We start from the raw sequence: 21,256 nt of genomic DNA on the forward strand, positions 1-21,256 counted from the left end.
TTTATCATACCTTCCATTCAACAAACAAGGGTAAATGCACAACAGCTGGATCCAGCTGAAGCTGGTCCATCTATAAGCCCTTGTTGCTCACTCCAGGTATGAATCATCTTCTACGTCAAAGAAAAATAAATCAAATCTATGAAAGGCAAAAACCTTTCTGAAGGAGGTCATTTTATGAACACAAAGAGAGAAATCATGAAAAAGCTGCAATCGATCACAGGAAAGTATTCTATAAATACGGTATTCATCGATTGGATCCATCTTATGGCCTACACTTGTTCTAACACACTGGATCAGCTTCATTTTGAAGAACGTGAGGCACTATATCTGACTATCATCAAGAAATACTCAAAGGACCAGGTAACGACTTTTTGTGAGTGTTTTGCGCTGCTTACAATCGCATTTGAGGAAAATTCTATTGACTGGTTAGGTGAAATTTACATGGAACTGAATTTGGCTAATAGTTCTTTGGGTCAATGCTTCACACCAAATCATGTCGCAAAACTCATGGCTGAGCTAACCTTTGTATCCGGACAAACCGAAGTGTTAGAGAGTGGTCGAATGAATTACTATGAACCCTGTTGTGGATCCGGAAACATGATCATTGGTCTAATTTCAGTCATGCAAAAAAAAGGTTATAATGCCCAAACACAACTTATCGTTCATTGCGAAGATCTTGACGAGAACTGTTTGTTAATGACTTATGTACAGCTATCCCTATTGGGGATTAGCGCCATCTGTCAGGTGAAAAATTCACTTACAAATGAAGTTTTTTCAACCTGGTACACACCTTTTCTTCTCAAAAATAGCTTTAATCCTAACAAACACTAAGTTATACTAAAAAAAACGATTGCACTGAAAACAGACATCGATAACGAGGGAGAAAAACTATGGATACAAACTACACATGCAAATACTGCGGGACGACCCTTACCGAACATCTATCTTGTGATTTTTGTCAGATTGGTTTTTCTCTTTCAGACGTCTGTCAAAACCATCATCGCCAGACACAAATTCCCGAAGAAATTCCAATGCTAGAAGACGAAAATGAAGTCCTGGGAAAAACCACGATTGATTTTCTTCAGGAAAAAACGTTAACTCTTTACTACCTTTTAAAAATTGCTCGCAAGGCAAAAGACAAAGCTTTTCGCGCAAATGAAGACGAGAAATATCAGGTATTGATTAAAAAAATTTATGTACTTGAAAACTTAATTTATGAACGGGAAGGCGTTTTTCCAAAATCTATGCAAGACTCTATCCTAAAGAAAAAGCGAAACGAAATCATAGAGTTTGAAAAGTATTTAAACGAAAAAGGAAAATTTACCATGAATGGCTGATCAAAAGCTTATTCCTTATCTAAAAAAAGAGAAGACCAATTCCTTAATTTCAAGGGATTTGGTCTTCTTTCTGTGATACAATACTAGCTGGTAGTAAAGTTTATGCGGTGGCTAATCCCTAAAGAAATGGGGTGACGCCTATGTTGTTTTTCGGCCTTATCCCTGGAAAGGAATAAGCTTGTCTGTATATGAAGCACTAATGTTTGCGTTAGCTTTCGCGACTTTAGTACTTGCAATCAGCAATAACAAAAACGACAAAAAATAACCGTAACATAAACTTTGGCGAGTTTGACGGTTATTCTTTGTAACTGATTCAACTAAGCCACCGACTTAAACGGTGCTATCCCTAAGAGGAGTTGTTAGCGCAACTCCTCTTTTCGTGTTTAGTATACCATACTCGTTTAAGATAAGCTAGAAGGGCAAATCATCATCAAAAGGTGGGTAATTTGTGTCTAGATCCTCGTTTCTATCTGAGGATCCCGGCAAATCATTTGTAGGCATTTGTCTAAAATCTCTTGAAGGAGTATCTGAGTCACCCGACTCTCTTTGTTCTGTTTGACGACGAGACTCTAACAGTTGGAAATTGTCCGATACAACTTCAGTCACATAAACCTTTTGACCTTGTGTGTTATCATAAGTCCTTGTCTGAATACGACCGGTTACACCTAATAAAGTTCCTTTTTTTGCGTATTGAGCGACTGTTTCAGCTGGTTTTCTCCAGATCACACAATTTATAAAGTCGGCCTCACGTTGACCACTTTGACTAGTATAATTACGATTGACTGCTAAAGTAAATTTTGCAATTGCTGTACCATTTGCAGTATATCGTAGTTCGGGATCTTTGGTTAATCGACCCACTAACGCTACAGTATTAATCATGAATTCTCTCTCCTTTATTGCTTATATTTATCGACTGATACTCAGTTGTTGCTCTACCTGCTGCTGTACCGTTGGACCGCCTTGAAAGCGACTAAGCTCCTTCACCCGTTCTTTCTTTAATTGAACTTCGTCTTGCCAATTAATCCCTAAGATTGGCCGAACAGATTTAATGGGGATCTGTTTTCCTTTATCCGTCGTCAATGTCCGTTCTTTTCGATCAAAGGCTTCTAATTTCGTGATTTCATCGATCAAAGCCAGTCCTGCTTTATCCTTGTTGATACAAATGTTTACCTGCTTGAAAGAAACGCCCTGCTCCAGTTTTTCATTCAATAGATTGATCATGGATCTTGGAGAATCATCGGATAAAGCAAACAAAATCGAATGATCAATTGTGTTTTTGTGCAACGTCCAGTAACTTAGTAGATCTTCGGGACTCTGAAAAAAATAAATTTCGTCAGGTGTACCAAGTGTCACATTAAATCCATATCCTGGACGAGAAGCATCAAGAATCTTTTGTTCAATTTTACTGCGTCCATACGATTTATCTTCAATCGTTCCGGTTACTTGCCCCCCAGATACATTTTCGCCATCTTTCCACAAATAAACGATTCGCTGATTATCATCTTCTCGAATCAGTCTTTTCTTGATCAAAGCATCAACGATCATAGGATCTGCTTGATACTTATTTATCAAAGTTGTTCTTACAACATCATTTGTTTTAGAATCCTGAAGATAGTAGGTAAATGATTCGGGAATCGACGAACGTATACGATCCGTTGATAGAAAGTTCGAGTTTAACGGCTGCTTTTCTGTTATTAATCCTTCGGAGCGTTGCTCCTTCAGGTAATCATTCCAGTCCTTGCTTACGCCATAAACAACGTCAATATTTTCTTGATCGTACATCATGTAAAGTTCACTGGCACGATCCTTAAGCAATTTTTCCTCCAGAAGAGTGAGATCATTTTGCCGGTACAAGTCGGCAATTGTGTCTATTGTGACTTGTTTTTCTTTGATTGCTTGACAAACCTTTTCTAACGACTCATCTAACTGAATTTCTTGTGCTTTGGCATGCTCATTAGGTGAGTCTGCAAAAAATCCATACGCCTTCCAACCGTTTGAAATTTTATTTGTCATCGTTAGATTGTTCTCTATTTTTTGGATCGTCAACAACAGATTCTTGTCGACTCCATGTGTAGTTGCTGCTTGTAGTGCCTGATCGTAGATTTCTTTTTGAATTTGGTTATTGTAGGGGATCAATGATTGATTAGTAATAAGTTCTTCTTTTCCAGCCTCTTTTCGAAAGTTGTAGTTCTTATCACATGAGTCAAAGAAGTGGTGCCCCGCAGGATCATTATCAACACCATAATAGATTCCTTCGCTTGGAAGCATACCAAATTTCTGATACGTTTCTTGAATCGTTTTGATAATTGTTTTATCCTTTAGCCCTTCCAAACAAATAAGCCGGCAATCATTTAAATCTTTGTTCAGCGACCAATAACTCAACAAATCAATGCTGGCTTCAAAAAAATAGACAGCCTTTGGCTGCCCTAAAGTAATATTAAATCCGTAGTGCTTCTCAGAATTTTTTGCGATATATTTGCTTGGAGAATCCGAGATAGATTTTTTAGTGACTATGCTTGTCGCACCGATAATCTCTTCTTCAGGAAGGCCAAATTTTTTCCAATTCAACACGGCATTCTTATATCTTTTATCCTGGATCAGGTAGTCATTCTCTACCAGATATGAAACAATCTCTTGATCGATTCCTCGTACTTGAATTAAGTAATTAGCCGCTTGAGTCGTTGTCTCATCTTTGATATACGAATACGTAAATTCAAGATCTTCTTCCGTTTCAATGTATGGCGTATGCTGTTCAAGTTCCTCACCAAGTAACAAGGCTACAGCTTGCGGAAAAGAGTATCCTTCATAATCAGTCAATAAGCGAATAACGTTATCACCCTTATGCTGGCCGTTATGATAGAAGTAATTATGCTTTCGATCGATCACTAGTGACCCATGTCCATTAATATAATATTTAGGATATCGGCCACCTCCTCTCAAGGTTCCTTTTCCATGGCTATTGATAAAATCAATAATATCGGTTTGCGCTGCTTTTTTAATTTCTGCTTTCGTAAACGTCCGGATTCTTTTTCTTTCTTTTTCCATTCAATTCCCTCCAAAAAATAAAAAAGAGACTAATAAAAGTCTCTTTCCTGCTCGATTTTCTGTTTCCATTCCTTTTCTCGTTGGCCCCGCTCATAACTGACCCGGTTCAAAAAATCTTGATAGCTTTCTCCAACAAAACTCTTGATATTTGATAAAGCTTTCTTCTCAATCTTCCACTGCACACTATTTCTTTTCCTCTGCTGCATCCTGACTCTTTTTCTTTCCATTACTTTAAGTCGCGCTGAGTTTTCTCTCAACTCATCTTCTCTCATCGCATTGAGCAACGCATTACCAACAGTTTCTCTCAGCTCCTTTCGCTTATTGTCTTGATACGTCTTACCTAAATTTCCTTCCTTTGCATTTTCTCCATAGACTCGGACGTAAAAATCGGATTGTTCCTTCAGCAATCTTTCAAATTCCTTTAGTGATTCTCCGTGGTACTCCGATAAAATTTTTTGCGTCAAATGATCAATTTTCGGTCGGAGTTCTGCCATTTCAGATCGCTTATATCGCCACGTCCTGGTGTCTTCAGGTAAATCATTCCTCAGTTGATTCAGCTGATACAACATTGCTGCATCCTTTGCCCATTCCTTATCGTAGATTCCAGCTTTCAATTCCTTTCGTAACAACTGACTGATACGAATCAAGGCAGGTTCTCGATTTTCAATAGCATTGGCAAACGTCGACTTCATCCCGCGCTGTGTGACGGGTGGTATCTTTCCTCTGTATACGGATTGGTTTTTATAAACCATTTTTTCAAGCACATCCTCTGGCTCTTTCACTACCATCATCGTATGAATATGGATATTATCTGTATTGAAATGAATTGCTCCTGCCCACTCTACGGTATCGCCAAGCTTCATATCATCGATCATTTTGTTCATCGCGACTCGAGCAGCATTTCGCAAGGCATCCTCATTCAAAAATCCATTTTCTCCTTCAGAATAAAGTCCCACTTCTTTCAGATATTCATTGTCAAAAGAGAATATTGTCTGCCACATCGGAGATTCATTTTGTTTGGCTACTTCAAAGCCACGCTTCAGCTGATTCTTTTCTTTGGAGTTAAGATAAGATTTGTTTCTCGTGAACAAAGGTGTCAAACGTCCTTCATCGTTTTTTATGTTTAACGCTCCATCGTCAGCAAACGCGTGATAACTTTCTACAACGTGATTTCGTTGTGCTGCGTCTCTTGAAATATAATCAATGGCTTTATTGTATCGTTTATCTGAAGGAGAAATGAATTTTGACTTGGTCACTATTCCAGCTTTATAGGTCATTTACTTTCAGCTCCAGAAGTTGGTGCTTGCCGCTGTTCTCTTTTTGTTGCCGCCTGTTGAGCAAAATGATCTAGCTGCTCTTTGATCCGTTTTTCTGCAGCACTCAACGTATTTGTCTTTGCTTTATTCGTTAATACCACTTGTTCTTCGATCCGATCGATCTGCAACGTATTGATCATGTGATTCAACATTTCTGTGATTACTTTTGTTTGTCGATCTGAGTAGCCCGTACGTCGTCGGAGAATATCGATAGGCTCCTTCAACTCTTTTATGACTCGGTCGGCTATCTCTTCCGAAAGGATCTCACCAAGGAGTTTATTTGCATCTGCTGTTTCTAGTTGGTATAAAATCTTTTCAATCACTGCGCCATAGCTTCGCGTTCCCGGATCCCGCATTTGATGCAATTTATCTTTAGCCTCCTGGGAAATATAAGTTTCTAACCTAGCCAATTTTTTATTGTCGTTCATCAAGTTCTCCTCCCGTAATTACTTGAATGATTTGATTCATTTCATTCATCGTTTGCGTATTTTTTTCAATAACCCTTGCCATCATTTCCACAAGCTCAGAGTATTTAGTCTCTGCTTCCACTATCTCATGGCGCTCGGCAAGACGATTAACGTATTCAAGTAAGAATTGATTCAACGATTTATGTTGCACATCAGCTAGCTGCATCAAACGAGCTTTTTTGTCTATATCAACACCACGGATTTTGATCTCATCAAAATCAGAAATCTGTTTCCCCATCCGTTCAACCTCCTTTCGAATTTGAGAAGTGGCGTTTTCTAAATCGCCTCTCGACAGACGCGAAGCGTCGAAGAGAGGGGTTTTAGAAAAGAGCATAAGGGAAATCTGTACCCAGACTTTGTCTGGTCCCCGCAGTGCGGGGGATTTCAATGGGTACACAAAGGGCGCAAATACCGTTGGATTTCCGTTATCATACCGTTACGTTAACGTTGGTCTACCGTTGGATTTCCGTTACGTACCGTTACTTTTCCGTTAATCATTCCACCACCTTTTTTAATCCATTTTTTTGGTCTTTCATTTTTTCATCTAGCATTTTGATTTGTTCCTGTAGTTCTTCATTTTGTTTTTCTGTCGAATAGTTTGTGGCTTCTAATTGTCGATTTTGTTCGTCTAATTGGTTGATCGAACTTTGGGTTTCTGTCTTTTGCGCTTCTGTTTGATACACCATGTCTGCCTCAAGCAGCTGCACTTTTTCCTTATTCTTTTCGATCTGTTCTTCATTATTCTTGATTACTTTTTCATTAGTTGTGATCGCATCTTTTCTTTGATCAATCGCATAATCAATCGACAGAATCTGTACGTCAGTTTCCCCTTTAAAAGCAACATTCTTCGTCTGAACATCACTACTTCCAACCACAATATAGTCCTGTTGTTCTTCTTGCTGCACATCTGATTTTGTCGTAAGTTCGACACGTAGCGCCGCCCATTCAGAAGCTAACCCTTCCACTTGAATATACGTGAAGCCGTTCTCACCTTGATAAATTTTAGTTTCAATATTTCCATCACCGGAACCATCTTGATACTCAACAGCAACTTTCCAGGTACGGTCTTCATAAACAGAATCTAATTCTTTTTTCCCTAGCAAGAAGGTTGCACTTCGTTGTTGCTGGCTCACTTCTCGATCAACTAAAACGTAGGTCGTGTTCCCAAAAGTCAGTTCCGATTGCAATTTTGTAGAAACAATGTTGATATCGTCTGAGATAAAAATATTGAGTCCAATCATCAGACTGTAAGCAAGTACAACAAAAGAAAACCAAGCGAAATACAACAATGACTGGTATCTTCTTGAAGCGATAGATAGATCCTCTACTCGATCACGCAGAAGATCCAAACGACTTTTTTTATTTTCCATAGCTCCTCCTTTTAATCTTTTTGTTGAAGCAGTGAGTGTATTTTTTCTAGACTAACTCCACTATAGAAATCACCTTTACTAACAAACGTAGGTACCGATTCAAGTGAATACTGATCAATATATTTTCGGTTTGACTCGGTGTTCATATTCACAAATAGCAAGTCGTTAAACACGAGCTTTCTAGCATATAAGAAAGGGAATACCTTCTGACAGTCTGGACAATCGTCTCGATAAAATACAATCACTCTTGATTCTTTTTCAGAAATCTCGACAGGTTGTTTCTGATCCTCAAAGTTCTTCATGCTAATGAAAAAAATTGATCCAAATAATACTAGGAACATAGCAAAAGAGAGTAGGAATTTCTTTTTCACATACGATCTCCTTTCTCATTTCCATTAATTAAACTCACCTATATTTTCAATAGAATTGATTTTTTTTAGTTCATTGTTATAGGTAACTTTATACATATAATGACCAGTTAAATTATTGCTCCCGGCGATAGACACTTCGTAATCAACAACAACAAGTGCTTGAAGTTGACGACTGTCTGAAGACATAAGATAGACTTCAGGATCCTTTGTCTGGCGTGATACGGAGTCTACCGTAGTCGTCGTTTTTGAAGAGTCTTCTGGAAACAAATACTCAACGACTTTATCTGTTGCTCCTTCTTTTGCTTTGTCTTTTCGAACAATGATATCGCCATCTGCTTTGGACGTATCATAGTCATAAATTGAAGCAAATAATATTTTTACGGCCATAATCAACTCTTTATTTGCTGTCCCGTTTTTTTCTTTATACAACTCGTCATACTTATTGGAGAGCGTTTCAATATCTTGTTTTAAATTGGCTTCGCTCTGCTGCAAAAGCTGTGTGTCTGCTTGATATTCTTTAACTTGTCCTCGCAAACTGACATTTTGAAACAATAGAAAAAGGCACGTCCCCAATAATAAAATGAGTGTCGTACCTCCAATAGCTCGTATTCGATTGGCTTTCAATTTGACTCCGACCTCCTTGATTCATTTTTAATTCTAGACTGCTTTTTATTTATGAAAGACCGATCTTTGTTGTCAAAAAAACATTCGATTAATCTTCCTCCTTGAGTCACAGTCTTCAATTCCAATAGATTATATTCGCCCATAGAGATTCGTTTCTTCTCCATTCTAATGCTTTCCTCCTTGAATAAATTCAACTTGATCAACTGTTCCTTTACTGATCACTCGCCAAGAACGAGTTCCTGAACCAGGATTGATTACATTCGTTTCACTGATCAGAATACTGCCGTCTTCATTCACGTATTCTACGACTGCAATATGGCCGTATGGCGGTGTTGATCCTGCGACTCCTCCAGGAAAACTAACTGCCCAACCAACTTGTGGTTTACCTTTTACGACAGTGTATCCTCTGGCTTCTGCAGACGCTGCCCACGATCCGCCATTACCACCGTCACCTGAAAACCATTCAATTGGTTTTCCGATTTGCGCCATTCGATTATAGGCACCCCAGGTACATTGTCCGTAAGGATAATTGTTTCCTGAATAATTGTGATTGTCTGGATCCGGTAAAGTTAACTTTCCTTGATACTCAGCCGGAACTTCTAAAATAGGGGCTGAGTTTTGACCTACGATCTGATCGCTTGTATCTGCGGAAGATACCGGACAGCCATCTTCTGAAGTCGTCGATTCATCTTTCGAGAAATCAATATCTAAACCTGGAGAAAGATTTTTCTTTTCATACGGTGCTGGTCCATATTTACTAATAGCTTCTTGATCTAACCATTGAAACTTAGTCCCTAAATTTTTATAGGCACTCTGCAATTTCATTAAATACGTAGGATCAGTCGCCCAACCGCCATTATAAATTGCAGTAAGCGTACTAATTCCATCGGTATTATTGATCGCACTAGTATATAGGGTTTGGTGTGCCATGAACTCTGCCTTGCCAACAATACCCGCATCATAATTTTTAAACCAGGTATATGCCCCTCCTGTATTATCTCCAACATTTGTTCCAGGTTTCGTGCCAGTAATATCCACCGAATCTTTTCCAAAGGTAGCCAATGTAATTGGAAAGTCACTCAGTTTAGACGTTTTCACACCACCCATATTGTGTGCTTGCCAAAACGAAGTTCCTGCAGGATTTGTAAAGTTAAACCCATTTTCGACCATAGTTTGAGCAATACTAGCCGAAGGCAAAAAGCCTCCGGCTTTCCATGAAAGCATATACGCTTCCGCATGACCTCTTACAAACTCTTCAATAGAGCTTGGAACTGCTGAATCATTCCCTTCAGATACATCGATCGTGTTCGAAATACAATTTGACTGACTATCATTAACGGTAGAAACAACACCAACAATAAGTGCTGTGACAATAACTAAAGAGCCGATTAGGAAAATGTTCGAAGCAACAAATACAAGTACCCACTTGATTAATCGCTTCTTGATTTTTTTAGTAATCATATGTCTCCGCCTTTGCGTCCACCTCCATCGTAAAGATCCAATTCTTCCTCTGAAGCGTAGACAAATAACTCATAAGCATCTGATTTTCCAATTCGAAGCAACGCCTGTCCTGGAATAAATTTATTTAATCTTGTTGCTTGCTCAGCTGTTAAGACACCACCATTTTCTTCACTCAGATTCTCGCTTTCTCCGTCACCAGGTTGGAAGAAAAAGCGATAGTTCATAAAATCGTAGATGTCTTTTGCTTCATCATCGTTAGTGCTAGTGCTATCTTTGGTAGTGGATACAAGTGAGCGTACACTTTGCGTATCTAGACATAATCCAGCATATCGCTTTCTCGCTTCTCTAGCATAGGTGTTAAAGAATGAAACCATTCGAGGATTGTTTTGATTAATCAGATTGTGGGACTCAGCCATAAAGAACATTCCCCTGCGAATCTCTTCAAAAGAAATCTCACCTCTTTGATATCTTCTGTGTTCCCTTCGGCCATTATTAAAGAGTGTTGCACTAAATAGATTAAACGCGTTAAATAATTGAGCATTAACAAAGCGCTGCTCAAAGTTTGACAGACCGTCAATATTAAAAAAGAGGACCTGTTGATCGGAAATGTCCGGAATCGTCGTTGGTCCATCAAAAAGCGTATTTGTTTTTTGCAATAGCGTTGTCAGTGTAGATTGAATATTATAAAGGTGATTTCTTTCCTGTTCATATTTCGAATTTTTGTATCGATCATCAATCACACTGATCACATCGGAAAGAATAGGGTAGCGCTCAGAAGGTAACCCTGTAATCTTGGTTACATGACCATCCTTATCTGATAATCCGGCTTTTCTATATAGCTCAATAATAATCGAGTCAAACATATCTAGTTCTTCGATTGGCGCACTCGGTTTCAAAATTGAATACCAGGTACCTAATTTAGACAGGTGCATCATAAATGAGGATTGTTCGCTTACTTCTAGCGTCTCATCATTCACTGCTAATGCAATCACTTCTAAAATGTTGATACGGCCATCTTGACCATCAAGACGGATAATTTCACCCTTTCTCTTCCTGATCAAGCGAGTAAATTCACCAGATTTATCAAATCCCCGAACCAGATAACCTCGACCGATATTGTCGTCCATTATTTTCTTCATTAGGGTTGTTTTCCCATTCCCCATAAGACCAGTAATTAAAATATTGTAGAAGGTACGGTTCTGATCCATTAAGTACTCCCATACATCAAGAAAGATATGACCACCGGTATTTGAAACACCAATGTATTGACCACGAGCATCCGATAAATAAACTTGATTGGCTGGATAACTCGCACCAAACTCGTTTGTTGCTATATCTAATCCAGAACGTTGATTAGGCAGCATTGTTTGAGAGAAATAATCCAGAAAAAGAGACTGCCATTCGTATTCTTGTTCTAAAGTAAAACAAGCAAATCCGAATTCTTCTTTCTCAAGCTTTTTCTGCGTTTCTTTCACACGTTTTTCCAGCTCTTTTTGTGTATCCGCGTAAAGATACAAACGGATTGACACATATTTCATGATTTCCCTCTTTTTCCGAATGTCTTTGGAAAGGCTGATCAAACGTGTATATTCTTCTTGAATCATTTCTTTTTCTGTGTCATCATTTGTTTTTTGATACGTCCCTTTTAGGTGGACAAGTGTTTTTTGAATATCTTGCCGCAAAGAATCATCCGATTGTGTGGCGACGTCAACCATCAAAATCTTGTCCTTTATCTTAGTTAAAGGCGACATCCAAAGATAATCTGGCTCTGGTTGAAGTTTAAAAGCGTGTAGGCATGCTTGCCAACACTGATCCGTACGCATGGCTGTTTCAGTGAATTTGGAATTTCCTAATGGTTGAATTCGATACAATAGTTCCGGATCGATCCCCGAATCTAATACTCGTTTATCTGTAATTTCTAAATTTTTAATTGGTGCTGGTGCCAATTTTTTTGTAGGATTGTTCATTCGAAAAAGTAATTGAACTTTTTCTTCTCGGTTCAGCTTTTCCAACTGAAGAACACCTGCGCATTTATAGAAGTCTTCTAAATTTTCCCGTAGAGTCTTTTCATCATAGCCAAAGATAAAAATAAAGTAATCTTCCATTTGACGGTACTTTGCGATTGAAGCAAGTTCCTCATATTTTGTCTGAAGAATATCTTTTTGAAAATTCTCAGACGCTCTTTGAAATGTTCGTCGAAAATACCCTTGCTGCATAGAAGTATCCACTGGAGAATGGATCGAGATCAATTTAAAAGGGGGCTCATATAGACTGGAGAGGGCAGCATAAGATTCCATAATCTTAAAAAACTGTTCTTCTTTCATCCCAAATAAATTGTGACCTCTCATCTTTACTACTTCAAAATAACCTCTGGTGTAACGAATAAAATTTTCTGTCGGTTCAGATCCCCATCCTCTTATCGGATGGATCTCTGTCATCTTCCGTAACATTTTTTTCCGTTTGCCGATATCTTTTAGCTCATCTTGACTCAGCTCCTGCTGCAATACTTGTTTAGACGCTTGATTTTTCTTCTTGGGGATCTGAAACTGAAAAGTTGCCCTCGATTTTTTTTTCAACTTTTTATGTTTATTTGCTGGTTCCACTTTAGTTGTATCAAATTTCATTCATTTCTCCTCTTTCCATACTCATATAGATCAATGGACCGAATAGGGGCATTAGATTTCCTAAACACTCTTAATACACTTAAGAGCATGACATTAACATGCTTTTTCCTCGGATTAGATTTTGGTTCTTTCAAAAGAAAAATGCAATTGGCGGCAGTAAAGCCAACAAAAACATACTCAAAGGGATCATATACGATCCCTCTGATTAGATATGCCATTCCAGTCACTAAAAAAATAAGCAATAGATCAACAATTGAGTAACTAAAAAATAGTTCTTTCTTAGGACGAATGCTTTCAACGTTTCTCAATTCTCTCATTCTCTCACCTACTCTTTCTTACGTTTAGAAGAACGAAACAAGCGTCGTAGAGAACTGCTTTCTTTCTCTTTTCGCAGCATTTCTCCAGTATTTTTCCCTAGTTGTTTAGTGACTACATATGGTGTTTGTTTTTCAGCTTTTTTAATTTGTCGATCGACAATCTTGTCTGAAACAACTTCCTGAAGCGTTTTGTCCGTTATTGGTTTACTATATTTTTCAATATCTTGTTTTAAGGCTTGTACAGGAGCACTTTGCGTGATAGTCAATGGTACTTGAACACACGGACGTGTAGCAGGTCTTACACCTAAAATATGACCAGCAAGAGCTTGACGGCTTGCGGACGGTCTCTGTAATTGTGAACTAGCCATGGCCGCTTTTCCAAGCGTCTGTTTTGCTGCAATTGCTTGGGGTTGTACTGCTTTGAGCTGTCTTTGTTCTTGGCCAGAAAGTAGAACCGATCTTGCTTCTTTTCCTACAGTATCTGAAGATCTCACATTAGAGCCTGGAATAAAGTCTTTTGGTATTGTCTGGGAAAGAACATTTCCAGCTTGTTGCTCCATTTTGAGTTGGTTTTTCGCTTGCATAACAGAATTCGGTAAAGATATAGAAGAAGCTCCTTTTGACTGTCCGACGCTGGATCGGGTCGGATCACTAGAAAGAGTTTCCTTAAGCGATTGAGAAGGCAATTCTGGCTTCACTTGTCCGGTTAGCTTACCGTGGTTACCTTGTTTCAACACGTTTGCGAACGATTCATTTGCGTTTTCAGTTGCTTGTACACGATCTTTCAGTGATACAGAATTTCCTTTCGGTTTACTATTATCTGTATCTTCGATCGGTCTTTGTGCCATAATCGACTTCAATTCATCCGGAATCTCCGTCTCATTACCTGCTGGTCGAACAATATCTGCTTTTGCTTTTGGTATTTCTTCTTTTGCTGGATCTTCTGATTTAGCTTTTTCAAGTGGTGAATTCGAGTCTTTCTCTAATTCTGTTTTGTCTCCATTTTTAATTGCCAAATCAGGTGTATCATTTGTCATCGAACTGTTAGGAACTCCAGTTGTTTCCTCATCTTTTGAATGATTCAATGGATCTTGAAGTTGTGTTTTGTCCTTATCTGATTGTGTGTCTTTTTGATTTCCCTTAATTTCTTTCGCAAACGCTTCTTTTTCTTCTTCAGAAAGAGTCGGAATATCTGGGCTTGCTTGTTTTTCAGTAGGCTTCGTATCTTTTAGCTGCATTTTTTTCTTTAGGCCTTCTACGTCTGTAACCCCATCCGCCAAGCCAGCCAAAAACTTAGACGCATGTTTTACTTTTCCACCTGCATCTTTCGCTTTGTTAGCCAAAGCCTTTGCTCCTTTGCCTCCATAGAATAAAGCACCTCCTAATGCCAATGCTTGCCCTACAGAAGACTTAATTCCTCCATCAATTCCTGTAAGCTCTTGAATGATCCAGGGGCCTTCAAATAAGAAAACAGTTAGGACTAACTGAAACACTAACTTCGAAACATTATCGATAGACGCTTCAGATATATAACCAATAAATAGCCGATAAACTTTCAAAGAGACGGAAAAAAGAAGTACGTTGACCCAAATATTCAACGTACTCATCATAATCTTTTGTATTTTGCTGCCACTTGTAAAATCACTACCTGCAAAAAATGGCATGATCACTCCGTTATAGCCTATATTGTATAGAGATTGCAAATACTTAAATGCCGTAAACAGCGTGACAGCTATCGTCATTACTAATGTGAAGAAAATGGTCCAGAAGTTCCAGGAATAGCGGTAATAGTATTCTTTTTCAATAGTAAACATACCGGTATCCAGCTTTACAAGTTTGTATTTCCCTTGACTATCAAAATCGATTCGATTGGATAGAATATCCTTTGATTTATCAGATGAAAACTCAAACTTTCCGGGATCAATCGTTTTAGTGATATCAAAAAACGTATATTGAGACGATTTATAGGATACATGCCGAACCTTTTCTACCCCATTCCAATCATTCGCATCGATTGAAGTTATATCATAGATATTTTCATTTAGAATTGTTGCAGCTGCCGTAGTATTTTCTTGATTGATTGCTTTAGCCACCCCAAACACTTTGTTTGTGATTGTTGAGGTCAAACTAAGACATAATATAATCACCCCTACAAAGAGTAATAGATTATTGAATAGACTCTTCATAGAAGAATTCTTATTACTCATATAGCGTAAAAAGAAAACAATTAAGCAGACTGTTCCAATCGCATAAGCTAAGAAAATATTGTCATTGACAAACTTCTTTACACCATCATAGGAAAGGAAATCCACTAGCTTAAACACATTGCTCGAGATTTTTTCAAGCCCTTCTAACAACACCTTGAACAGGAAAATAATTCCCCAACCTATCCATCGAAAAATATTCCAAAGAAAACTCGAGACCTTGAGATATTTCTCATAGTCCAATAAATAGTCAATTGTTTCCATAAGATACCTCTACTCTGTTTCTTTCTTTGTAAACAGTCCAAGGCCCAATCCTTGAATTCTTAACAGGCAGGCTTCATGTTCTTTTTTGAAGAGGAACTTTTCATAGTCCTCGTAATATTCCAGTTGATCAATTTCTTCTGTCAACTCAGGATATGACGCGATCATTTGATCATAAATAATAGTCGTGTTTTCTGGTCCATAGACCTCTATCAATGTCTTACGCTCACCTTCTACATAAGCCCCCTGGATCTCATTCAGATTCGCTGCTACTCCAGCTTTTTCTACATCCTTATATTCATTGTCTAATACTGCTTCTGGTTTAGCCATAAGCTGTCTCAACTCCTCTTCTTTTCTGCTTTCTATACTCATTTGTTCTTGTTTGGCAAGCGGATTTTTAATTCGTGCAACAAACTCTTTCGAATACGTTTCTAAAGGTAAATTTGGTACAAATGGTAAATCTAAGTAATCAATACTTTCCTGCGGATCAAACTGATCCTTCAAGTAAGTGTGCGCATAAAGTAAAGAGCCGTCCTCACCTCTATTGAAAATGGGGTATGGTCGAACCTTATTTCCATTTAAATCCTGTCGGTGTATCGAACGTTCCACAATGACTTCTCCTTCTTGAAGACGTCCTAATTCATCTGGAGATACCAACGGTCTCGTTTGAACACTTTCCGTAATTTGTTTATTCAAATCAAAAACGCCTCCTGAGCGGCTTTTTACGGTCACCTCCTGATTACCCAAAATAGAAGAAAAATCTTCTCTTGCTTTCTTTGAACCACTCAAAAGATAAAATTTGTTCATGGCCTCATCTTGTATGAATTCTCCAACTTTTTCGTTGTATCGAGTCGTCAGCTGATTCGGGTGCTGTACATAAAAATCAAACAGAATCCCACGTCCAGCCCCGACTGACAGCATCGAACCAATATTAGAAAAACCTGGTAGATTTCCAAACTCGTCCAAAGGAACTCGAATTCGTTTTAACAATTTCCCGGATAATAACGAAGAGGCAAAGTCACTAGCGACATGATACATTTGCGAAATCCATGTACTAGCGATAATGTAATTGGTTTGAATATAGTCAGGTAAAACTAAGAAAACCGCTTGTGGTTTGTATCTATAAATACATGTAACACCTGCTCTTGGATCGAAATTTGCACCTGGCGGCATTTCAATATGTTCCACTCCAGAAAAATAGGGATCCTCATTAGGCAAAGACTGGTATACAAGTCCTTTCCCAACTTTAACCATTCTCTCTACGTGGACTTTTTCATCAAAATCATTCGTGATCTCATATGTTAACGTGTATTCCCCTTCAGTCTGAGTATCCACATAGCCCCGAACAATGATTTTTTTCGTCATATCAATTGGAGACTCATCTTTGGTCAACTTACGAAAATCAAAAGTAGATCGTGCCATCAATTTTGCCACTTGTGGCGCTGTAAATTGTCGAAGTTTTGCCTGTGTTGAAGCGAAAATAGAAGCGCGCATTTGTCCTTTTGCATACAATACAGTGGAGTATTCAAGTTTCGCGGGATTCCCAGCTGGTAAGTTGGCAAAATATTTATCCAATAATGTATCGCCATTTTCATCCACATCACCAAGTTCTACCAACATATTGGACACTGCATACAGTGAAATATATTTTTCTGTTTTTTTCGGATCGTCACTTTTCGTAATGAACTCATGACAAAGTGCTAGAATGACAGCATTTACAAGAGCCATTGCCGTTTCCTCCCATACTGGCTCTCTCGCTTCTTCATTATGGTAAAGCGGATAACTGAAGGTTTTACAAAGCTCAATCGCTTCATCGATATCACCTTTCATATAAGCATCTTTTACAAGATCTAGAGGATTGTACTGAAAGGATCGTTTCATATCAATAAGGTTGAGAATGTGTGTCTCATAGCCCCTTCTTTTGAATGTTCCTTTTGCAATTGCTGCAACAGCCAATTCATATTTTCCTGAAGCATAAATCAAATGAGGTTTCTCTTCTGATCGAGAGTAAACATCCATGTCCGGAATTACTTTCGTTTCCCCTTTAGCAGATCTAGATCGACCAAGCGTGTAATTATGTGCTGGGTCCGTATCAATAAACAGACTGTCTTTGTGTCTAGCTACGATTGTTCCACTCTCTCCAGGATAAGTTTCTTCAGGAGTTCGTCCTTTTATTGGGACTTGTTTGTATTGTTGAATCAATTCATCTAAAGTGGTAAAACGTCCAGTTGCCTGGTCCCCTTCTTCTAATGACTCATAATTAATCTTAATTTGTAAAAAAAGGTAATAAAAAAAGCCTATCCCTAAGAGATAAACCACTAAATATATGAATGGATAACGAATCATGTGAAGCCCAAATGGATTTGACAAAGGATTTCCATTTAACAAATTGTTTGATAAATTGAACAACAAGGAACTTATGATATTTGCTATCAAGGTACAGACAATAAAAACCGCTACACCTAGTTTCCACCGAAGTTCTTTCTTATCGACCTTTTCAAACCAACGCTTCAGTTTCGTCAAGAAAATCGTATTTTTTTCTTCTCTGAATTCCTTCATTACATTTCACGACCTGTTTCTTCAAGATAGGTTTCTCGCATGACTTGGTCATGGATCAATGCCTGCTGGTGCTTTCGTTCTTTTTTAGCATTCCACAAGTCAACTTTTCGTTCACTTAAAGCATTGATTGGATAAGCCATAAGTGATTTGAGCTTCTGAAAAACATCTTGTTCCGAAGGAAAGCTATAGGTGTCACAGTCGCCCACCTCATTGAGAAGGATCAACTCAAATTGTTCATACTCATTGCGCTTTTCTAATAGTAATTCAATCGTTTCATCTACTTGATAAAAAGCATGGCCACTATAAACTTTTTTCCGTAGATTCAATTGTTGTTCTTCTATATAATGCGTAATGGCCTCCGCCGGCTTCTGATTCTCGTACGCCCATTCAAATAACGTATCATTTTGGTGCGAATGAAGAGCCGCAAACAATTGATTTTCAGTCAATTCTGGTTCTTCCCGTATGAAAGATTCTATTTTCTCTCGAGTAAACACGTTATTTTCTTGAATATGATACTTCTGACAAAAAGCCTGTACCTGTTCTTCAGTGATCACTTTTTCCTTTTCGGCGGCCCGCTGCTGCTCTAGGTGCGTATCAAGAAATTGAATAAATGAGTGACTCACTTTTTGAACATCCTCTAATAGGTGAAATTGCGCATCTGGACCACTTTCTTCTAAGGCTGCCAAATGTCTTGTCCAACTTGCAATATAAGGTATTGCTTGTTCTGACGTATCAATACCATATTCATAGCTCACTACATATGAAACCATTTCAGCCTGTAGCTCTTTTAAAGAAAGATCTTTCGGTTTCAAATTTTGTGTGGTCCAGTAAGAGCCATCCAGATTCGTAGGATCATGAAGGGTGGCATGAGCCAGTTCATGAATCAATACAGCAATCCGTTCACTTTTCGTTGTCCGCGAATTTAGGACGATTTCCTTGTTTCCAATGTTGTCTCTAGCAAAGTGCCCTTTGGCTGATCCAAGCTCTCTTGTACCAAAAATAGACGTATTTTCATTATTTATTGGAACTCCAAACTTCTCTCCCATAGCAAACAAGGCAGATTCTAATTGGTTAATGAGGTGATCACTTTCTACCGAAAACTCGACTCTCCGATTAGGAAACAGCTTGGGATAGTCTTCCGGACGTGCAGCAGTTTGAGAAATATCAAAGACACTTTCCGGTTTAAAATGCTTCACTTCCCAACTTTCCAATTTCCCAGCTGCAATGAGTTTCTTTTCTTCTGGTGTGGCACTTGTGACCATTCGATTTTCACCGCTTGTATCTTTGAATAGTTTGAAAAAGTTTGGCCGCAGAATACGAATTTTTGATTTTTCAATTGGTGGAAAGCCCATATTTTTAAATGTTACATACCCGCCAACTGCATAAGCCCCAGGAAACTGGGCCAAAATAAGCGACTGATTTCTAATGGAATAGTTGTGGAAGCGACTCATAAACTGAAGTAATTCCAATTGGTCTTTTGGATCCACGCTATATTGCTTGATTGCTTCTAGCCCTTTACCTACTAACTCATTAACTTCTTGTTGGATTTCTTTTGTGCTGCGTTTTTTGTATTGTTTTTTCTTATAGGCCATGTCTGATTACCTCCGCAATTGTTCCATTTGAGAACGCTCAAACAGTAAAGGTTCCTGGTCTTCCGTCTGATCATTGAGATTTTTTTCATACTCTTCAGCTAATTCTAGATCGACAGGGAACACAATTTTCTTCCCTTTATCGTCTTCAAAGGTCAATACAGTACCTTCTACTTCAATTAATTGAACAATTTCCATAAAATATTTCCTCCGTTATTAATTTTTTTTATGCTATTAAAAAAGAGAAGGGGGTTCTTAAATGCCCGTTGCTTACACAAATATTGATAATTCAGTATATTTCCCATTTGATAAAAAACAGTTTATAGATTCTGTTTATTCTCTGAAACTTTTTCATATATAATACAAATTTGCAGTTTTTCCTTTACAATCACTCTTTTATCTCACACTCCTTTTAAAATCATCTTCCCGATAATAACTATAAGCAGGCTGATACCAAGTATTCCCACAAATATAAGGATAATCAATTTGAAAATACTTTTGTGAACTTTAATGTCAAGAATCACTTCTTTCAAGCTCGTTTCTGTTAACGATGCAACCGCTAGATTTAGAGTAATTATTGGTAGTAGGAATGTCACATGCAGCCAAATATATAGGACAATTACAGAAGCTATAGTAGCCATCAATCAATCCCCTTTCTTTGGGTGTCTCGCATGCCCTGAGGTAACACTATGAACATTGTTATCTCGGTAGCGGAATCCTTTATCTCTACGTATGCCTGCACGCTTTTCTTGGGCTAGCAGTCTATCCCATTTTCTTTGCATTCGATAGTCTCGGATCTTTGCTAACATATGGTCTCTCCTTATTTATTTGATTTTCTTATTCCATTGGGTGAACAATACATACTCTTGATCAATCCACTTCCGTACAAAATCAGTAAATGACTTGTCAGTGGAGTCGGAAAGAATTTCTGCAAGTCGCTGTTGCCGTTTTGGATCAAGCGTGGCGGCTCGTCGTTTATTTCCCGGTGCAATAGCCATATCTTCCCTCCTTCATTCCAACGGAAGAGGAGCAACCGCAACAGCCGAGAGTGTACACGTAGAGTAACGAAGACGAAACTCTACTTCAATTAGATCAAGCCCGTCAAATCGTCGTTCATAAATCGTTTTATTAGGATCCAAATAAGGATTGAGCCATTCAGCTGCCTGCCACGATACTGAATGATCTTCCAGTAAGATAGGTGTCACGCTTTTTTCTAAAACAAACTCGCCTATAGCTTTGACAAACAAAGAAAGAACAAACGCTGCTATAAAGCCTGGTAAGTAATTCTCTAGAAAAGGACTCAAGTCCTCTGTTTTTTGCATTTCCAAACCTAGATAGGTTTCCAACCTGCCACCACCTAAAAGCCCATAAATGAATAAAACACTTCCTGTAGTAAGCAGCTGTCTTCCTAATCTCGATTTCAGATCAGAAGTAACATATAGTGTCGCAAAAAAAACGATAAATAATGTGAACACCGTGCAAAGCCATAATATAAAAACAAAATTTACAACTTCCTCTCTGCTATTGTTTGGTAATTGGACTGCTGAAAAAAAGCAACCAAGCACCACTATCCAACAGACAGCTTTTACATAAGATACAGCGATAAATTTAAGGATTTTTGATACATTTAGCAGTTGAATGATCCAGAAGCCTTTCATGGACAAATCTGTTTTCAACTGCGACACCAATTGGTTCATTTTAAATTTCCTCT

21 protein-coding genes are annotated in these 21,256 nt (G+C 38.3%); 2 read left to right on the plus strand and 19 right to left on the minus strand.

The features are described from left to right. The first annotated feature begins 174 nt into the window (after nt 1-174). Both IGJ28_RS17525 and IGJ28_RS17530 read left to right on the plus strand, forming a co-directional pair. Complete coding sequence (locus IGJ28_RS17525) at nt 175-831, plus strand: N-6 DNA methylase (protein WP_438845570.1); 657 nt, start codon at nt 175-177, stop codon at nt 829-831. 59 nt (nt 832-890) lie between these two features. Then, nucleotides 891-1,337, plus strand: a complete 447-nt coding sequence (locus IGJ28_RS17530; RefSeq protein ID WP_438845571.1) for a hypothetical protein — start codon at nt 891-893, stop codon at nt 1,335-1,337. A gap of 411 nt (nt 1,338-1,748) precedes the next feature. Here IGJ28_RS17530 and ssb read toward each other — a convergent pair whose 3' ends face one another. The 19 genes from ssb to IGJ28_RS17625 all read right to left on the minus strand — a co-directional run bounded on the left by ssb (nt 1,749) and on the right by IGJ28_RS17625 (nt 21,242). Further along, nucleotides 1,749-2,216, minus strand: coding sequence for a single-stranded DNA-binding protein (ssb, locus tag IGJ28_RS17535; protein WP_438845572.1), 468 nt, complete (start codon nt 2,214-2,216; stop codon nt 1,749-1,751). A gap of 27 nt (nt 2,217-2,243) precedes the next feature. Further along, nucleotides 2,244-4,382: a DUF3991 domain-containing protein gene (locus tag IGJ28_RS17540; RefSeq protein WP_438845573.1), complete on the minus strand. Its 2,139-nt coding sequence runs from the start codon at nt 4,380-4,382 to the stop codon at nt 2,244-2,246. A gap of 29 nt (nt 4,383-4,411) precedes the next feature. Then, the gene (gene mobP2 / locus IGJ28_RS17545; protein WP_438845574.1) at nt 4,412-5,659 is read right to left on the minus strand and encodes a MobP2 family relaxase; all 1,248 of its coding nucleotides are present in this window, start codon (nt 5,657-5,659) and stop codon (nt 4,412-4,414) included. Further along, nucleotides 5,656-6,126: a hypothetical protein gene (locus IGJ28_RS17550; RefSeq protein WP_438845575.1), complete on the minus strand. Its 471-nt coding sequence runs from the start codon at nt 6,124-6,126 to the stop codon at nt 5,656-5,658. The genes mobP2 and IGJ28_RS17550 overlap by 4 nt, the downstream gene beginning before the upstream one ends. Further along, a complete protein-coding gene (locus tag IGJ28_RS17555) occupies nt 6,113-6,403 on the minus strand; it encodes a hypothetical protein (RefSeq protein WP_138372251.1) in 291 nt (96 codons plus the stop codon). Before IGJ28_RS17555 ends, IGJ28_RS17550 begins: the two co-directional genes overlap by 14 nt. Nucleotides 6,404-6,659: 256 nt before the next feature. Next, nucleotides 6,660-7,535, minus strand: a complete 876-nt coding sequence (locus IGJ28_RS17560; protein WP_438845576.1) for a hypothetical protein — start codon at nt 7,533-7,535, stop codon at nt 6,660-6,662. 11 nt (nt 7,536-7,546) lie between these two features. Continuing rightward, the gene (locus IGJ28_RS17565; RefSeq protein WP_438845599.1) at nt 7,547-7,876 is read right to left on the minus strand and encodes a thioredoxin family protein; all 330 of its coding nucleotides are present in this window, start codon (nt 7,874-7,876) and stop codon (nt 7,547-7,549) included. A gap of 54 nt (nt 7,877-7,930) precedes the next feature. Further along, a complete protein-coding gene (locus tag IGJ28_RS17570; RefSeq protein WP_438845577.1) occupies nt 7,931-8,530 on the minus strand; it encodes a hypothetical protein in 600 nt (199 codons plus the stop codon). 165 nt (nt 8,531-8,695) lie between these two features. Next, a complete protein-coding gene (locus IGJ28_RS17575; protein WP_438845578.1) occupies nt 8,696-9,991 on the minus strand; it encodes a CHAP domain-containing protein in 1,296 nt (431 codons plus the stop codon). Further along, nucleotides 9,988-12,615 carry a hypothetical protein gene (locus IGJ28_RS17580; RefSeq protein ID WP_438845579.1) on the minus strand — a complete coding sequence of 876 codons (2,628 nt, stop codon included), beginning with the start codon at nt 12,613-12,615 and terminating at the stop codon, nt 9,988-9,990. Before IGJ28_RS17580 ends, IGJ28_RS17575 begins: the two co-directional genes overlap by 4 nt. Next, nucleotides 12,612-12,932 (minus strand): DUF5592 family protein, encoded by a 321-nt coding sequence (locus IGJ28_RS17585; protein ID WP_103301233.1) that lies wholly within the window; start codon nt 12,930-12,932, stop codon nt 12,612-12,614. The genes IGJ28_RS17580 and IGJ28_RS17585 overlap by 4 nt, the downstream gene beginning before the upstream one ends. A gap of 8 nt (nt 12,933-12,940) precedes the next feature. Next, nucleotides 12,941-15,400 (minus strand): pLS20_p028 family conjugation system transmembrane protein, encoded by a 2,460-nt coding sequence (locus tag IGJ28_RS17590; protein ID WP_438845580.1) that lies wholly within the window; start codon nt 15,398-15,400, stop codon nt 12,941-12,943. A 9-nt stretch (nt 15,401-15,409) separates the two neighbouring features. After that, entirely contained in the window at nt 15,410-17,956 is a 2,547-nt protein-coding gene (locus tag IGJ28_RS17595; RefSeq protein ID WP_103301235.1) for a VirD4-like conjugal transfer protein, CD1115 family, read from the minus strand. Then, the gene (locus IGJ28_RS17600; protein ID WP_438845581.1) at nt 17,956-19,548 is read right to left on the minus strand and encodes an ImmA/IrrE family metallo-endopeptidase; all 1,593 of its coding nucleotides are present in this window, start codon (nt 19,546-19,548) and stop codon (nt 17,956-17,958) included. The genes IGJ28_RS17595 and IGJ28_RS17600 overlap by 1 nt, the downstream gene beginning before the upstream one ends. 6 nt (nt 19,549-19,554) lie before the next feature. Beyond that, nucleotides 19,555-19,743, minus strand: coding sequence for a hypothetical protein (locus tag IGJ28_RS17605; RefSeq protein ID WP_438845582.1), 189 nt, complete (start codon nt 19,741-19,743; stop codon nt 19,555-19,557). A 203-nt stretch (nt 19,744-19,946) separates the two neighbouring features. Continuing rightward, entirely contained in the window at nt 19,947-20,186 is a 240-nt protein-coding gene (locus IGJ28_RS17610; RefSeq protein WP_438845583.1) for a hypothetical protein, read from the minus strand. A gap of 3 nt (nt 20,187-20,189) precedes the next feature. Then, complete coding sequence (locus IGJ28_RS17615; RefSeq protein WP_438845584.1) at nt 20,190-20,354, minus strand: hypothetical protein; 165 nt, start codon at nt 20,352-20,354, stop codon at nt 20,190-20,192. A 15-nt stretch (nt 20,355-20,369) separates the two neighbouring features. Beyond that, nucleotides 20,370-20,543, minus strand: coding sequence for a hypothetical protein (locus IGJ28_RS17620; RefSeq protein ID WP_438845585.1), 174 nt, complete (start codon nt 20,541-20,543; stop codon nt 20,370-20,372). A 12-nt stretch (nt 20,544-20,555) separates the two neighbouring features. Then, a complete protein-coding gene (locus IGJ28_RS17625) occupies nt 20,556-21,242 on the minus strand; it encodes a hypothetical protein (protein WP_438845586.1) in 687 nt (228 codons plus the stop codon). Nucleotides 21,243-21,256: the final 14 nt, after the last annotated feature.

The organism is Enterococcus sp. AZ091 (genome assembly GCF_051714805.1).
Classification (GTDB): Bacteria; Bacillota; Bacilli; order Lactobacillales; family Enterococcaceae; genus Enterococcus_D; species Enterococcus_D gallinarum.

What these genes read in the sequence shown, in the direction of transcription:
- IGJ28_RS17620 (WP_438845585.1), bottom strand. Translation starts at nt 20,543, where the DNA reads ATGGCTATTGCACCGGGAAATAAACGACGAGCCGCCACGCTTGATCCA.
- IGJ28_RS17540 (WP_438845573.1), bottom strand. Translation starts at nt 4,382, where the DNA reads ATGGAAAAAGAAAGAAAAAGAATCCGGACGTTTACGAAAGCAGAAATT.
- IGJ28_RS17585 (WP_103301233.1), bottom strand. Translation starts at nt 12,932, where the DNA reads ATGAGAGAATTGAGAAACGTTGAAAGCATTCGTCCTAAGAAAGAACTA.
- IGJ28_RS17605 (WP_438845582.1), bottom strand. Translation starts at nt 19,743, where the DNA reads ATGGAAATTGTTCAATTAATTGAAGTAGAAGGTACTGTATTGACCTTT.
- IGJ28_RS17560 (WP_438845576.1), bottom strand. Translation starts at nt 7,535, where the DNA reads ATGGAAAATAAAAAAAGTCGTTTGGATCTTCTGCGTGATCGAGTAGAG.
- ssb (WP_438845572.1), bottom strand. Translation starts at nt 2,216, where the DNA reads ATGATTAATACTGTAGCGTTAGTGGGTCGATTAACCAAAGATCCCGAA.
- IGJ28_RS17530 (WP_438845571.1), top strand. Translation starts at nt 891, where the DNA reads ATGGATACAAACTACACATGCAAATACTGCGGGACGACCCTTACCGAA.
- IGJ28_RS17525 (WP_438845570.1), top strand. Translation starts at nt 175, where the DNA reads ATGAACACAAAGAGAGAAATCATGAAAAAGCTGCAATCGATCACAGGA.
- IGJ28_RS17550 (WP_438845575.1), bottom strand. Translation starts at nt 6,126, where the DNA reads ATGAACGACAATAAAAAATTGGCTAGGTTAGAAACTTATATTTCCCAG.
- IGJ28_RS17615 (WP_438845584.1), bottom strand. Translation starts at nt 20,354, where the DNA reads ATGTTAGCAAAGATCCGAGACTATCGAATGCAAAGAAAATGGGATAGA.
- IGJ28_RS17590 (WP_438845580.1), bottom strand. Translation starts at nt 15,400, where the DNA reads ATGGAAACAATTGACTATTTATTGGACTATGAGAAATATCTCAAGGTC.
- IGJ28_RS17595 (WP_103301235.1), bottom strand. Translation starts at nt 17,956, where the DNA reads ATGAAGGAATTCAGAGAAGAAAAAAATACGATTTTCTTGACGAAACTG.
- IGJ28_RS17580 (WP_438845579.1), bottom strand. Translation starts at nt 12,615, where the DNA reads ATGAAATTTGATACAACTAAAGTGGAACCAGCAAATAAACATAAAAAG.
- IGJ28_RS17610 (WP_438845583.1), bottom strand. Translation starts at nt 20,186, where the DNA reads ATGGCTACTATAGCTTCTGTAATTGTCCTATATATTTGGCTGCATGTG.
- IGJ28_RS17575 (WP_438845578.1), bottom strand. Translation starts at nt 9,991, where the DNA reads ATGATTACTAAAAAAATCAAGAAGCGATTAATCAAGTGGGTACTTGTA.
- IGJ28_RS17625 (WP_438845586.1), bottom strand. Translation starts at nt 21,242, where the DNA reads ATGAACCAATTGGTGTCGCAGTTGAAAACAGATTTGTCCATGAAAGGC.
- IGJ28_RS17600 (WP_438845581.1), bottom strand. Translation starts at nt 19,548, where the DNA reads ATGGCCTATAAGAAAAAACAATACAAAAAACGCAGCACAAAAGAAATC.
- IGJ28_RS17565 (WP_438845599.1), bottom strand. Translation starts at nt 7,876, where the DNA reads ATGTTCCTAGTATTATTTGGATCAATTTTTTTCATTAGCATGAAGAAC.
- IGJ28_RS17555 (WP_138372251.1), bottom strand. Translation starts at nt 6,403, where the DNA reads ATGGGGAAACAGATTTCTGATTTTGATGAGATCAAAATCCGTGGTGTT.
- mobP2 (WP_438845574.1), bottom strand. Translation starts at nt 5,659, where the DNA reads ATGACCTATAAAGCTGGAATAGTGACCAAGTCAAAATTCATTTCTCCT.